The 13123-nt window shown below is 71.5% G+C and carries 13 protein-coding genes and 1 pseudogene; 6 read left to right on the forward strand and 8 right to left on the reverse strand.

What is annotated here, in order from left to right; all coding sequences use genetic code 11:
• Nucleotides 1–37: 37 nt before the first annotated feature.
• The 4 genes from L1857_RS12745 to L1857_RS12760 form a co-directional block, all read right to left on the reverse strand.
• Nucleotides 38–1045: a CobW family GTP-binding protein gene (locus tag L1857_RS12745; protein ID WP_482746739.1), complete on the reverse strand. Its 1008-nt coding sequence runs from the start codon at nucleotides 1043–1045 to the stop codon at nucleotides 38–40.
• A gap of 11 nt (nucleotides 1046–1056) precedes the next feature.
• Nucleotides 1057–1575 (reverse strand): zinc-binding dehydrogenase, encoded by a 519-nt coding sequence (locus L1857_RS12750; RefSeq protein ID WP_233157187.1) that lies wholly within the window; start codon nucleotides 1573–1575, stop codon nucleotides 1057–1059.
• Between the two features lie 227 nt (nucleotides 1576–1802).
• Nucleotides 1803–2480 (reverse strand): response regulator, encoded by a 678-nt coding sequence (locus L1857_RS12755; protein WP_205413192.1) that lies wholly within the window; start codon nucleotides 2478–2480, stop codon nucleotides 1803–1805.
• Complete coding sequence (locus L1857_RS12760) at nucleotides 2477–4036, reverse strand: sensor histidine kinase (protein ID WP_249465177.1); 1560 nt, start codon at nucleotides 4034–4036, stop codon at nucleotides 2477–2479. The genes L1857_RS12755 and L1857_RS12760 overlap by 4 nt, the downstream gene beginning before the upstream one ends.
• A gap of 140 nt (nucleotides 4037–4176) precedes the next feature.
• Between L1857_RS12760 and L1857_RS12765 the strand changes: the two genes are divergently transcribed.
• From L1857_RS12765 to L1857_RS12785, 5 genes are all read left to right on the forward strand, one after another.
• Nucleotides 4177–5163: a Bug family tripartite tricarboxylate transporter substrate binding protein gene (locus L1857_RS12765; protein WP_116110061.1), complete on the forward strand. Its 987-nt coding sequence runs from the start codon at nucleotides 4177–4179 to the stop codon at nucleotides 5161–5163.
• Entirely contained in the window at nucleotides 5160–5687 is a 528-nt protein-coding gene (locus tag L1857_RS12770; protein WP_094004889.1) for a tripartite tricarboxylate transporter TctB family protein, read from the forward strand. Before L1857_RS12765 ends, L1857_RS12770 begins: the two co-directional genes overlap by 4 nt.
• A gap of 3 nt (nucleotides 5688–5690) precedes the next feature.
• Nucleotides 5691–7184 (forward strand): tripartite tricarboxylate transporter permease, encoded by a 1494-nt coding sequence (locus L1857_RS12775; RefSeq protein WP_116110059.1) that lies wholly within the window; start codon nucleotides 5691–5693, stop codon nucleotides 7182–7184.
• A gap of 497 nt (nucleotides 7185–7681) precedes the next feature.
• Nucleotides 7682–8284, forward strand: coding sequence for a TetR/AcrR family transcriptional regulator (locus L1857_RS12780; RefSeq protein WP_240323111.1), 603 nt, complete (start codon nucleotides 7682–7684; stop codon nucleotides 8282–8284).
• Nucleotides 8281–9147: an SDR family oxidoreductase gene (locus L1857_RS12785; protein ID WP_116110057.1), complete on the forward strand. Its 867-nt coding sequence runs from the start codon at nucleotides 8281–8283 to the stop codon at nucleotides 9145–9147. The genes L1857_RS12780 and L1857_RS12785 overlap by 4 nt, the downstream gene beginning before the upstream one ends.
• A gap of 138 nt (nucleotides 9148–9285) precedes the next feature.
• Here the strand turns inward: L1857_RS12785 and L1857_RS12790 are convergent.
• A pseudogene (locus tag L1857_RS12790) lies at nucleotides 9286–10204 on the reverse strand (Vgb family protein); the annotation flags it as partial.
• On the opposite strand from L1857_RS12790, the gene L1857_RS12795 reads away from it, so the two are divergent.
• Nucleotides 10189–10818 carry a TetR/AcrR family transcriptional regulator gene (locus tag L1857_RS12795; protein ID WP_116110056.1) on the forward strand — a complete coding sequence of 210 codons (630 nt, stop codon included), beginning with the start codon at nucleotides 10189–10191 and terminating at the stop codon, nucleotides 10816–10818. The pseudogene L1857_RS12790 and the gene L1857_RS12795 overlap by 16 nt on opposite strands.
• Here the strand turns inward: L1857_RS12795 and L1857_RS12800 are convergent.
• The 3 genes from L1857_RS12800 to L1857_RS12810 form a co-directional block, all read right to left on the reverse strand.
• The gene (locus L1857_RS12800; RefSeq protein ID WP_233157188.1) at nucleotides 10794–11225 is read right to left on the reverse strand and encodes a C40 family peptidase; all 432 of its coding nucleotides are present in this window, start codon (nucleotides 11223–11225) and stop codon (nucleotides 10794–10796) included. The two genes, L1857_RS12795 and L1857_RS12800, sit on opposite strands and share 25 nt — an antisense overlap.
• Nucleotides 11226–11950: 725 nt before the next feature.
• The gene (locus L1857_RS12805) at nucleotides 11951–12817 is read right to left on the reverse strand and encodes a 5-oxoprolinase subunit C family protein (protein ID WP_094004896.1); all 867 of its coding nucleotides are present in this window, start codon (nucleotides 12815–12817) and stop codon (nucleotides 11951–11953) included.
• 88 nt (nucleotides 12818–12905) lie between these two features.
• Entirely contained in the window at nucleotides 12906–13067 is a 162-nt protein-coding gene (locus L1857_RS12810; protein WP_167481508.1) for a hypothetical protein, read from the reverse strand.
• Between the last annotated feature and the right edge of the window lie 56 nt (nucleotides 13068–13123).

Raw genomic sequence — 13123 nt, forward strand, 5'->3', positions numbered from 1 at the left:
CATTCCACCTACGACGAACCGGACAGCCCGGGCATTCCTACTCGCAGTACTTCAGCAGCGGCAGGATCGCCCGCTCGGTCAGCGCCGCGGGGTCCGGCTCCGCGCACGCCGCCAGCCGCGCCAGCAGGTCGTCCTCGTCGAGGCCGGTCCCGATCAGCACCAGCCGCGTCGCCGGCGCCTCCGCACCCCACGGCGACCGGTGGAACCGCAGGTACGGGCCGACGGTCTGGAGCAGGAACCGGTCCTGGTGACCGGGCACGCCGAAGTGCACCGGCCCCTTCATGCGGTACAGCCCGGCCGGCCGCTCGGTCAGAAAAGCCAGCAGCCGCCGCGGGTGGATCGGCGTGTCACTCGAAAACTCCACACTGCGGTAGGCGTCGTGCAGGTGCACGTGATCGTCGCCGTCGGAGTGCCGCAGGTCGTCGAACGACAACTGCCGCGCCACCGGCTCCCGCACCCGCGCGTCGAACAACAGGCCCGGGTCGATCGCGCCGAAGGAGGCACGCACCACCGGCCGCCCGTCGCTGACCTTGCGGACCAGCTCCAGGACCCCGGGATCGTCGCACCGGTCGATCTTGTTCAGCACCACCAGATCGGCGAACCGCAGGTGCTCGTCCAGCTCGGGGTGGCGCACCCGGTTGGCCGCGAACTCGGCCGCGTCCACGACCTCGACCAGTCCGCCGTAGGCGATCCGCGGGTTCTCGCTGGCCAGCAGCATCCGGACCAGGTCGCGCGGCTCGGCGAGACCGCTGGCCTCGATGACGATCGCGTCGATGCCCAGCTCCGGCTCGGCCAGCCGCGCCAGCATCCGGTCCAGGCCCGCGGTGTCGACCGCGCAGCACAGGCAGCCGTTGCCCATCGGCAGCATCGCGTCGACCTGCCCGGCCACCGCCAGCGCGTCCACGTTGATGCGGCCGAAGTCGTTGACGATCACGCCGATGCGGTGGTCGCGGGCGTGCGTCAGCAGGTGGTTGACCAGTGTCGTCTTGCCCGAGCCCAGGTAACCGGCGACCAGGACCACGGGAATCGCCTCGGAAGTGCTCACCGCGCAACACCCTAGGGCACCACGACGAGCTTCCCGGTGGCCCGGTCGTCCTCCATGCAGCGGTGCGCGGCGACGACGTCGTCCAGCCCGAACACGCGATGCAGGTTCGGCCGGCAGCGGCCCGCCTCGACCTCGTCCACGATCCGCTGCAACACCGCCGCGCTGCCCTGCACGGTGCGGCTGTGGAAGGCCGTGAGCCGGGTTCCGGTCGGGATCATCGCGATCGGTTCCAGCTCCGGGATCACCCGCCCGCTGAGCGAGCCCGCCACGCACACCGTCCCGCCGCGTCGCGCCACCTGCAGCGAATCCACCGCCGTGCCCGCCCCGACCAGGTCCAGCACGTGGTCCGGGCCGCAGGGCCAGATCGCGTGCACGGCCTCGGCCGGCGACCCACCGGAGTCGAAGTGCAACCGCTCGCCTGGCACCACCCCACGCGCGCCCCGCGCGGTCAGGTACGTCCCGGGCAGCGCGGCCAGGACGTCCCAGGCAGCGTCGTCCTGATCGGCGGCCAGCACCCGCGGGAACACCACGCCCGGGGAATGCCCCTGCCGGGTCCGCAGCTCCGACCGGTGCAGCCCCGCACCCGCACCCGCACCCGCACCCGCACCCGCGCCCGCACCCGCACCAGGCTCCAGCCCTCCCGCACCGCGGGCACCGGCAGTTCCCGGATCTCCAGCACCTCCGGGCCACCCGTCCGGCAACAGACCCCCGCACGCATCGTCCTCCTCACCGACGAGCACGACACGCTCTCCGACGCTCAGCCGCGCCAGTGGTACTGCCGCTCCGGGCGGCCCGTCCCGCCGTAGCGCAGCCGCACCTCGGCCCGTCCGGCGGCGACGAAGTGCTCCAGGTACCGCCGGGCGCTGGGCCGCGACAGGTCCGTCACGCCCGCGCACTCGCTGGCCGACAGCCCGTCCGGGTGCGCCTGCAACGCCTGCCGCACCAGCTCGGCCGTCTGCTCGGTCAGCCCCTTCGGCAGCGCTTTCGGCGTGCGGGCGCCGAAGACGGCGTCCACGTCCTCCTGCCCGGCGGTGCTGCGCTGCGCCAGCCGGTGCAGTTTCCGCCGCAGCGTGGCGAACTCCGCCAGCTGCGCCTGCAACGCCGACGACGAGAACGGCTTGATCAGGTAGTGCAGCGCGCCGCCGCGCAGCGCGCCCCGCACGGTCTCCACGTCCCGCGCGGCCGTGATGATCAGGACGTCGATGTCCTGCGTCGCCGGGTCGGCCCGCAGCTGCCGCAGCACCGACAGCCCGTCCACATCGGGCAGGTAGATGTCCAGCAGCACCAGGTCCGGGTGCAGCTCGCGCGCCGCGCGCAACGCCTCGGCGCCGGTGTGCGCGACCCCGGCCACGGTGAACCCGGGCGTGCGCGCCACGTATCCACTGTGGACCTTCGCGACCATGAAGTCGTCGTCCACCACCAGGACCCGCATCACCGCGGCACCTCCGCCCGCGTCGGCAGGACCGCGGTGAACACCGCGCCGTCGGCGTTGTGCACCGCCACCGAACCGCCGCGCCGCAGGCAGGTCTGCCGGGTCAGCGCCAGCCCGAGCCCGCGCTGGCCGCCGTGCTCGGCGGCCTTCGTGGTGAACCCGTGCGTGAACACCTCGGTCGCGATCTCCGGCGCCACCCCGGGCCCGGAGTCCCGCACCACCACCGACACCGCCCCGGCGTCCTGCCGGATCTCCACCTCGATCCAGTCGCCGTCCCGCCCGGCCAGCGCGTCCAGCGCGTTGTCGACGAGGTTGCCGACCACCGTCACCAGGTCCGCCGACAGCTGGCCGTCCACATCGTCCAGCCGCGTGCCCGGCGCCAGCCGCAGGCCCACGCCCCGCTCGGCGGCCAGGCTGGCCTTCGCGATGAGCAGCGCCGCGACCGCCGAGTCGGCGATGTGCGCGGTGACCTCCTCGTGCCACTTCGTCTGGGCCTCGCTGACCAGGTCGACGTAGTGCCGCACCTCGTCGTACTCGCCCAGCTCGATGAGCCCGGCGATGGTGTGCAGGCGGTTGCTGAACTCGTGCGCCTGGGCGCGCAGCGTGTCCGTGGCCCGCGAGGTCGCCTCCAGCTCCTCGCGCAGCGCGGCCAGCTCGGTGCGGTCCCGCAGCGTCACCACGGCGCCGCGCGCGATCGGCATCCGGTTGAGCGCCAGCACCCGCCCCGCCCGCAGCCCGATCTGGTCGACGCCGTGCGCCCGGCCGGTGAGCACGTCGGTGAGCCGCTCGTTGAGCCCCAGCTCCTCGACCGGCCGTCCCACGCAGTCCGCGGGCAGCGCCAGCAGGTCGCGGGCCTGGTCGTTGACGAGCGTGACGCGGTGCTGGTCGTCCAGGCCGAGCACGCCCTCCTTGATGCCGTGCAGCAGCGCTTCCCGGTGCTCGGCCAGCGCGGTGATCTCCCGCGGCTCCATGCCCAGCGTCTGCCGTTTCACCCGCCAGGTGAGCAGCAGCGACCCGGCGACCCCGACGACCGTGGCGATGCCCAGCATCGTCAGCGCGGCGCTGGGCGAGTTCGCCACACCCTCGAAGAAGCCGGGCGTCTCGGTGCCGGCCGCGACGATCCCGACGATCTGCCCGGCGTCCCCGATCACCGGCACGTGCGCCACGAGCTGCCCGGAGATCTCGCCGACCCACGCGCGGCCCTGCAGCACCGTGCTCGCGCCCAGCGGCAGCCGGGTGCGCAGCTGGTTCGGGTCGGGGGAGGTGAGGACGATCCGGTCGGGCGCGGCGATGATCACCGAATCCGCGCCGGACAGCGTGCGTGCGCTCTCGGCGAAGGCCGGCAGCGCGTCCCGCCGGATCGGATCGGCCAGGCTGGCCCGCACCCCGGCGGTCGCGGCGACCTGTTCGGCGACCGCGAGCAGCTTGCGGCCCTGCGTGTCGGTGAACGTGCGGTCGGACTGCACGGCCGAGTAGCCGAACACGCACGCGAGCAGGGCGAACACGATGATCAGCTGCCAGCCCAGCAGCTGGCGGGCCAGCGATCCTTGCGCACCCACGCCCCTCACTATCGCATCCGCGCCGCCCGATCGTGCCGTGACCACAATGACCACAACGATCGATAGGTGCCTAACGGGTGACAGCGGCCCGGCCCCGGTGCACGATGCCGGGCAACCAAGCTCCACAACGAGGTGCGCTGATGAAGAATCGCAAGGCCCGGCTCGCCGTTCTCGGCGCGGCCGTGGCGCTCCTCCTCGTCCCCCCGCTGGTGTCGGCGGGCGGCGAGGAGACCGGGCCCCAGATCCGGGGCCTGCGGATGATGGTCCCCAACTCACCCGGCGGCGGCTACGACATCACGGCCCGCACGGCCGTGAAGGCGATCGAGGACGCCGGCCTCAACGGCAACGTCGAGGTGTTCAACCTGCCCGGCGCGGGCGGCACGGTCGGCCTCGGCCGCCTGGTGAACGAGCGCGGCAACGGCAAGCTCGCCATGTCCATGGGGCTCGGCGTGGTCGGCTCGGTCTACACGAACAAGTCGCCGTCGTCGCTGCAGGACACCACCGCGATCGCGAAGCTGACCGAAGAGGCCGACATCGTCGTGGTGAGCAAGGACTCGCCGTACCAGACGATCCAGCAGCTGGTCGAGGCGTGGCGGGCCGATCCGGGCAGCGTGCCGGTCGGCGGCGGCTCGGCCCCCGGCGGGCCGGATCACCTGGCGCCGATGCTGATGGCGCAGGCCGCCGGGATCCCGCCGTCGCGGGTCAACTACATCCCGTTCGACGGCGGCGGCGAGCTGATGGCGTCCGTGCTCGGCGGCAAGGTCGGCTTCGGTGTTTCCGGCATCGGCGAGACCCGCGACCAGATCGCCTCCGGTGCGCTGCGGGCGCTCGCGGTGACCAGCCCGCAACGGGTGCCGGGCATCGACGCGCCCACGCTGAAGGAGTCCGGTGTGGACGTCTCGTTCACCAACTGGCGCGGCATCGTCGCACCGCCGGGACTGTCCGACAGCGACAAGGATCGTCTCATCGGGTTGTTCACGCGCCTGCAGGACACCCCGCAGTGGCGGGACGCCTTGCAGCGCAACGGGTGGACGCCCGCGTTCCAGCCCGGTGACGACTTCGCCGCGTTCCTGAAGGCCGAGAACGACCGGGTGGCCGCGGTGCTGAAGGAGCTGGGGCTGGCATGAGCGTGATCGAGAAGGAGACGCCCGCCACGCCGAAGTCCTGGTGGCGCGCGCACTCCGAGCTGGGTGTCTGCGTGTTCCTGTTCGCCGTCGGGGTGCTGGTGCTCGTCGACGCGCTCAGCATCCCGACCGATTTCACGCAGCGCGGGCCGGTCGGCCCGAAGGCGGTGCCGATCCTCGTCGGCTCGCTGCTGCTGCTCGTGTCGCTGCTGCTGGCGCGGGACGTGCTGCGCGGCGGCCGCGGCGAGGCCGAGGCGGGGGAGGACGTCGACCTCGACGCCCCCGCCGACTGGCGCACGGTGCTGCTGCTGTCGGGAGCGTTCCTGGCCAACGCGGCGCTGATCGACACGCTCGGGTTCCCGCTGTCGTCGGCGATCATGTTCTGGGGCGCGGCCTACGCCCTGGGCAGCCGCCACCTGGTGCGGGATCCGCTGATCGCGGCCGGCGTCTCGCTGGTCACCTGGTTCGTGTTCACGGTGCTGCTGGGCGTTCCGCTGCCCGGCGGCCCGCTGATGGGGGTGCTGTAGCTGATGGACCTGTCCAACCTGTGGGCGGGCTTCGGCACCGCGCTGACCCCGTCACACCTGATGTTCGCCGCGATCGGTGTCCTGCTGGGCACCGCGATCGGCGTGCTGCCGGGCATCGGACCGGCGATGGCGGTGGCCCTGCTGCTGCCGGTGACCTACGGCCTCGACCCGACCGCGGCGTTCATCATGTTCGCCGGCATCTACTACGGCGGCATGTTCGGCGGCTCGACCACGTCGATCCTGCTGAACACGCCGGGGGAGAGCGCGGCGGTGGTCACCGCGATCGAGGGCAATCCCATGGCGCGCAAGGGCCGCGGCCCGCAGGCGCTGGCCGCGGCGGCGATCGGGCACTTCACCGGCGGCATCCTCGGCACGATCGCGCTGGTGCTGCTCGCACCGCTGATCGCCGGCCTGGCCGTGGACATCGGCGCGCCGGACTACTTCGCGATCATGGTGTTGTCGTTCGTCGCGGTCACCTCGGTGCTGGGCAAGTCCCGGGTCCGCGGGTACGCGTCGCTGCTCATCGGGTTGACGATCGGCCTGGTCGGGCTCGACGAGATGACCGGGCAGTCGCGGCTGACGTTCGGTGCGCTGCACCTGGCGGACGGCATCGACGTGGTGATCGTCGCGGTCGGACTGTTCGCCGTCGGCGAGTCGCTGTGGGTCGCGGCGCACCTGCGCCACAACCAGTCCGAGGCGATCCCGGTCGGGCGGCCCTGGCTGTCCCGGTCGGACCTGCGGCGGACGTGGAAGCCGTGGCTGCGCGGGCCGGTGATCGGGTTCCCGTTCGGCGCGATCCCGGCCGGTGGCGCGGAAATCCCGACGTTCCTGTCGTACGTGACCGAGAAGCGCCTGTCGCGCCGGCCGGAGGAGTTCGGCAAGGGTGCGATCGAGGGCGTCGCCGGCCCGGAGTCGACGGCGAGCGCGTCGGCGGCGGGCACGCTGGTGTCGATGCTGACGCTGGGCCTGCCGACCACGGCGGTCGCCGCGGTGATGCTGGCGGCGTTCCAGCAGTACGGCATCCAGCCCGGGCCGCTGCTGTTCCAGCGCGAGTCCGCGCTGGTGTGGGCGCTGATCGCGAGCCTGTTCATCGGGCTGGTGCTGTTGCTGCTGATCAACCTGCCGATGGCGCCGGTGTGGGCGAAGCTGCTGCGGATCCCGCGGCCGTACCTGTACGCCGGGATCCTGTTCTTCGCCAGCGTCGGGGCCTACGCGGTCAGCGGGTCGGTGATCGACCTGATCCTGCTCTACGTGATCGGTGTGATCGGGTTCGCCATGCGGCGCTTCGGGTTGCCGGTGCTGCCCGCGATCATCGGGGTGATCCTCGGCCCGGCGGCGGAGCAGCAGATGCGGCGGGCGCTGCAGATCAGCGACGGCGACCTGACCGGGCTGGTGAACTCGCCGCTGGCGATCGCGGTGTACGTGCTGGTGGCGGCGCTGCTGGCGTGGCCACTGGCGCGCAAGCTGGTGCGGCGCAAGGAACCGGCGAAGGTGTGAGTGCGAAGAGGGCGGCCGCGGGTGGATGCGGCCGCCCTCTTCCTTTGTCAGCTGTGGTTGTGCCCCGGCGGTGCACCGGGGAGCGGCTTGACGATGAGCGCGTCGTCGGGGACGCGCTCGCCGGACGGGTTCGGCGTGAAGACGGCTTCGGCCACTTCCGCGCGACCCGCTCGGCGGCGGTGAAGCAGGGTGCGTCCCGCCACGACGCCACGGCGGTGATGGTGGTGTCCGGGAGTGCCCCGGTGCGGATGGCTGCTGCACGTGGCGCCGATCGCACCCACCTCGGGGACGAAGCGGGCGGGCCGGGCAGGAGCGAGCGGAGTGCGGTCGTGGTCATCGGTTCCCTTCCCGAGGGTTGTGAAAAGTCAGACGACGTGGCGGGCCGAAATGTGAGGTGCCAGATCTTGTGGTCACCGCCAGGTCATTCTGGGGCACTCATGACCCATAATGACAAACACGTTACCTGTTTTGGTGCGTCAGACTGCTATACTGAGTCGGTGACGAGCGCAACTGGAGTCCGTGGCCGTACGCGGCGTGCGATCCTCGCCGCCGCCGCGTCCGTGCTGTCGCGTCGGCGTGATGCCTCCCTCGCGGACATCGCAGCGGCGGCGGACGTCGGTCGCAGTACCGTTCAGCGGTACTTCCCGGACCGCGACACGCTGGTGTCCGAGGTCATCGCGGACTGCCTGCGGCTGCTCGATGAAGCGCTGAAGGACGCGCGGATCGAGCAAGGGCCGGCTCGGGATGCGTTGCGCCGGCTGGTGACCGCCATGCTCGACGTCGGGGATCAGGTGTTGTTCCTGTACGGCGACGCGCGGATCCGCGAGGTGATCGCGGTCCAGGACGAACCGGATCCGGCGGCCGAGGAAGTCGATCGCCTGATCAGGCGTGGCCAGGCCGAGGGCATTTTGGACGCCGAGGTGAGCTGTGACTGGATCGAACACGTGCTGTGGGCTCATGTGGCTGCGGGGTGCACGGCGATCAGCGAGGGGAAGCTGCCGCGCCACGGCGCTTCCGAGTGGGTTATCCGCACGCTGGAGAACGGCATCGGGGCTCGACACGCGGCCCCGGCCGATGTTTCGAAGGGTGATGATTCATGACCATTCTGGTGACCGGAGCGACCGGCAACGTCGGGCGGAACGTCGTCCGGCAGCTCGCCGACCGGGGGCACGATGTGCGAGCCCTGACCCGCAGCCCGCGGCCGGGGATGTTCCCCGCGGGGATCCAGGTCTGCGAAGGCGATCTCACCCGCCCGGAGACCATGCGGGAGGCGCTGACGGACGTCACGGCGCTCTTTCTCTTTCCCGTGGCGGCGACCGCCGAGGAGGTGGTCGGCATGGCGAGAACGGCGGGAGTGCAGCGCATCGTGGTGCTGTCGTCGGGTGCGGTCACGACGGGCTTCGACACCGACTTCCACCTGCCGGTGGAGCGGGCTGCCGAAGCCTCCGGGCTGGAGTGGACGCATGTGCGGCCAGGTGAGTTCGCGATGAACAAGCTGGCTCTGTGGGGCCCGTCCATCCGCGCGGAGCGGGTGGTGCGCGACCCGCTCCCGGACGCCGCGTGGTTCCCGGTACATGAGCAGGACATCGCGGACGTGGCTGTCCTCGCGCTGACCGAGGACGGCCATGCCGGCCAGGCGTACACGCTCAACGGCCCCGAGCTGCTCACCCGCCGGCGCCAGGTGGAACTCATCGCCCAGGCGTTGGGGGAGGAGATCCGCTTCGAAGTGGTGACTCCACAGCAGGCCCGCGAGATCTACCTCGCGCAAGGCGGTTTCGCGGCGGAGAACGCCGACTTCCTGCTCGGTTTCGAGGACTACGGAGGCGACGAGTCGGACCCCGCGGAGATCGAGGCGTTCGATCCCTCGTCCCTCGGCCCCATGCCCACGGCCGAGGCCGTCACGGGAAGACCTGCCCGCACGTTCGCGCAGTGGGCCGGCGACCACGCCGCCGATTTCCGCTGACGTTGCCAACGGCAAGGTCGAACGTTTCCCCCTGCTCGACCGGGCGTGCACCTCGGAAAGCAACGACCCCAGCAGTTCCGTGCGATACCGCGTACCGCGGCCTCGTCGACCCGGCCACCCAGCCCATCTGGCTTTGAGCGCGCTAGGGCGTAGCCGGGCGACCTTGCCGATTTCGAGCGCGACGTGCACCTCGCCGTCGGGTGTGCGGGTCAGGCCGTGGGGTTCGGAGCCCCGCGGTGGGCAGCGGGTGGTGCTCGAACTCGCCGTCGGCGGTCACGTGACCGATCCGGCCCGCGCCCCATTCGGTGAACCAGCAACCGCTTTCCCCGTCCGGGACGATCGCGTGCGGGCGGGCTTCGCGATCCGGCAGCGGGAATTCGGTGATCTCGCCGTCCGGGGTGAGGCGGCCGATCTGGCCGGCGCCGATCTCGACGAACCACACCGCGTGATCGTCGGCGGTGATGCCGACCGGCGCGGCCTTCTCGGTGGGCAGGGCGAAGTGGGTGACCCCGCCGTCGGTGGTGAGACGCGTGATGGTGTCGGCCTGGTTGAGGGTCACCCACAGGGCGCCGTCGGGGCCGGTGACGATCGTGGACGGGTAGGAACCGCTCGTGCCCAGGGGGAATTCGGTGAGTTCGCCGTCGTCGAGGCGGCCGATGCGGTCGGTGTTCATCTCGGTGAACCACAGCGCGCCGTCCGGGCCGGCGGTGATCCCGTACGGCCCGCAGTCCGCGGGGAGCTCGACGGAGGTCGCGGTGCCGTCGGTGGTGATCCGGCCGATGCGGTGGTCGCGCAAGCGGCTGAACCACAGCGCGCCGTCCGGGCCGGGGGTGATGACGGCCGGGCCGCATCCGGGGTCGAGGTCGAAAAGCGTGGTGTCGTCGGCGATCCGCGCGATGTGACCACTGTGGACCAGCGTGACCCACAGGGCGCCGTCCGGGCCGGCGGTGATCCCGTAGGGGCCCTTGCCCGGGGCGGGGTGTTCCTCGATCTGCACGCGTTGCCTCCTTAACGCGACGGTTGTCGCGCTAAGATGCTGGCATGACCGACTCGGCATCCGCAAGTGGTTTGCGCCGGCCCGGTGGCCGCACCGCCCGCACTCGTGCGCGGGTGCTCGACGCCGTGACGTCCCTGCTGGTCGAGGCGGGGTTCGACGGGCTGAGCATCGACGCGGTCGCGGAGCGGTCGGGGGTGCACCGGGCCACGGTGTACCGGCGGTGGCGGGACGTGGGCGGGCTGCTGGCGGACGTGTTCGACGCGGCCGCGGGGGACGACTGGGCGCCGGCGGACACGGGTTCGCTGGTCGGTGACCTGGTGGCGCTGAACCGGGAGGTCTTCGCGTCGTTGCGGGAGTGGTCGTCGGTTACGCGGGCGTTGATCGCGGCGTCGTTCCGGTCCGCGCCGGCCGCGGCGGCGTTGCAGGCGTTCTGGCGGGACCGGTACCGGCGGTGCGAAGTGGTGGTCTCGCGCGCGCGGGCGCGTGGCGAGATCGCGGGCCCGGTGGACGCCCAGCGGCTGCTGGTGGCCGCGACGGCGCCGCTTTACCACCGGCTCGTCCTGATGGGTGAATCGCCGCGGGAGGAATTGGCCGAACAGGCCGCGCGGGACGCGGCCTGCTCGGTCTCACCGTTTTTGACGGCCTCCGGTCACCAGGCTCGTCCGACGGTGTAGGAGCTGGTCCAGATGTTCTGCAGGCGGACCACGTCGCCGGATTCGGGGGCGGCCCAGATCTTGTTGTTCCCGGCGTAGATCCCCACGTGGTAGACCTTGCCGCGGCTGGCGAAGAACACCAGGTCACCGGGTCGCATGTCCGATTTGGACACGCTGCGCACGGCGGCCCGCTGGGCGCGGGAGGTGCGGGGCAGATCGATTCCGACCTGCTTGTGGGCGTACTGCGTCAGTCCCGAGCAGTCGAACCCGCCCGGAGCCTCGCCGCCCGTCCGATAAGGACTCCCGGCCTGCCGCGCGGCAGCCTGCACGATGCGATCACCGGTGGAGAGCTGGGCCGCGCCGGCGGGCGCGGTGAGCCCCAGCAGGGCCGCGGTCGCGACGGCGCAGGTGATCGGGAACGTGATCATCCTGCGTATTCGAGTGGGCACGGTATGAACCCCTCCTTCAGTCCTTGAAGGCATTTCGGTTCTTCTCTGGAACTGACTCACCGGCCGGAGCCAGAACCAGCAGCCGATTTCCCAGGGGCCCGATCACGAAACGATATACGCCCGAAGTGGTGAATTAAAACACCATCCACTTGCGGGGTGGCTTGGTTCTGTTTCTCGGGGTTGCTTTCCGTGGCGGGCTTGTCACGGTCAGCTTGGGGTGGGCGGCTGATGGAGCACTCACAGCCGCGCGAGTGGACAGTTGGTGGCCGCGTGAGTGGCCCGGTGGTGGCTGTGCGAGCGGCCTGTTGGTGCTCCGCGCGAGTGGTCCGCTGGCGGCTGTGCGAGTGGACCGGTGGTGGCCGCGCGAGTGGGCCGGTGGTGGCCGTGTGGATGGGCGGGTCGTGATCGTGTGAGTGGGCCGGTCGTGGCCATGTGAAACGGCCACCCGTGGCCCCCACGAGCGGACCGTTCGTGCCGAAACGTGAAGGCGAGTGCGCACCTCGTGGCCCCCGAGGGGATCGTTCGTCCCCCACGAGTGGACGCCTCGTGAGGTGATCAGTGGCCCTCTCGTCGGCAAAACGCGACGACTGGACCAGTGGTGACAGCACGACTGGACCATCCATGCACCGATCGCCAGGCGGTCACCACCAGGCGCAGGCCCATCGCCACGAACAGCCCGCCTCCCCGGACAGCAACCAAACCCCTCAAACCCGCGCCGGTTCGAAGCGCACCAGTAGTCCGGGTCGTGCCTGGGCCGCTTTGTCGACATCCTCCGTCACCACCACCGCGATCACCGGGTAGCCGCCCGTCACCGGGTGGTCGGCGAGGAACAGCGTCGGCTTGCCGGACGGCGGTACCTGCACCGCCCCGGTGACCATCCCCTCGCTCACCAGCTCGCCGTGTCGCGCGCGCGGCAGCACCGGGCCCTCCAACCGAATGCCGATCCGGTTGCTCTCCGACGTCACCGCGTACGGCTGTGCCAGCAGCGTCCGCAACGCCGACTCCGTGAACCAATCGTCCCGCGGGCCGGGCAGGATTCGCAGCGCCAGTTCGTCCGACGGGGGCGCCGCCACGGGCGTGAAGCGCGGCGGCGCCGGCGACGCGACAGCCGCACCCAGTGGCAGCACCATCCCCCGCCGCAAGGGATCCGGGCCCAGGCCGGACAACAGATCAGTCGCCCGGGAGCCGAGTACCGGCTCCACCGCGATGCCGCCCCGCACCGCCACATAGCTGCGCATCCCGGTCGCCGGCCAGCCCAGCCGGAACTCGGCCCCGGCGGGCACCCGCAGCGCCGCGTTCATCGGCGCGCCCATCCGGTCGATCGTGATCGGGCACGGCGCGCCGGTCACCGCGATCGTCACCTCGGCGGTGGCCCGCGCCGCGAACCCGCCGAAGGTCACCTCGATCGCGGCCGCACCCTCACCGTTGCCCGCCAAGCGGTTCGCCAACCGCAGCGAGGCCCGGTCGGCGGCGCCGGACTCCGTCACGCCGATGTCGGCGTACCCGGGCCGGCCCAGGTCCTGCACGGTCGACAACGGACCGCTGTCGACGACCTCGAGCACGGCGGCCATGACAACTCCGATTCGTTTCGGGTGCCGTGACCGTACTGATTGTTGAACGATCCTGCAAGAGGAATCTGTGACTGAACAGCCCGAAATGTCAAAAACCGAACGGGTCGTCCTGTCTCCGCGAAGCCGGACGGCACCGCGGGCACGGCGCCTCCCGCGAGGTGATCAGCCCGGTCGCCGGATCGACGTCGGTCTCCAGGATCCAGCCGCCCGAGTCCCCGCACGTCCGGCAGAGGGTGCTCGTCTCAGCCATGTCAGCCTGCCCGTCTTCCCCCTCGATGGTCGTTGCCCCACCGAGTGTGCGCCGTC

This window comes from Amycolatopsis thermalba (assembly GCF_023376025.1).
Lineage (GTDB): Bacteria > Actinomycetota > Actinomycetes > Mycobacteriales > Pseudonocardiaceae > Amycolatopsis_E > Amycolatopsis_E thermalba.

Excerpts from the sequence above, each read along its gene's own strand:
- L1857_RS12810 (WP_167481508.1), bottom strand. The coding sequence starts at position 13,067 with ATGGCTGAGACGAGCACCCTCTGCCGGACGTGCGGGGACTCGGGCGGC.
- L1857_RS12795 (WP_116110056.1), top strand. The coding sequence starts at position 10,189 with ATGACCGACTCGGCATCCGCAAGTGGTTTGCGCCGGCCCGGTGGCCGC.
- L1857_RS12800 (WP_233157188.1), bottom strand. The coding sequence starts at position 11,225 with ATGATCACGTTCCCGATCACCTGCGCCGTCGCGACCGCGGCCCTGCTG.
- L1857_RS12770 (WP_094004889.1), top strand. The coding sequence starts at position 5,160 with ATGAGCGTGATCGAGAAGGAGACGCCCGCCACGCCGAAGTCCTGGTGG.
- L1857_RS12785 (WP_116110057.1), top strand. The coding sequence starts at position 8,281 with ATGACCATTCTGGTGACCGGAGCGACCGGCAACGTCGGGCGGAACGTC.
- L1857_RS12765 (WP_116110061.1), top strand. The coding sequence starts at position 4,177 with ATGAAGAATCGCAAGGCCCGGCTCGCCGTTCTCGGCGCGGCCGTGGCG.
- L1857_RS12775 (WP_116110059.1), top strand. The coding sequence starts at position 5,691 with ATGGACCTGTCCAACCTGTGGGCGGGCTTCGGCACCGCGCTGACCCCG.
- L1857_RS12805 (WP_094004896.1), bottom strand. The coding sequence starts at position 12,817 with ATGGCCGCCGTGCTCGAGGTCGTCGACAGCGGTCCGTTGTCGACCGTG.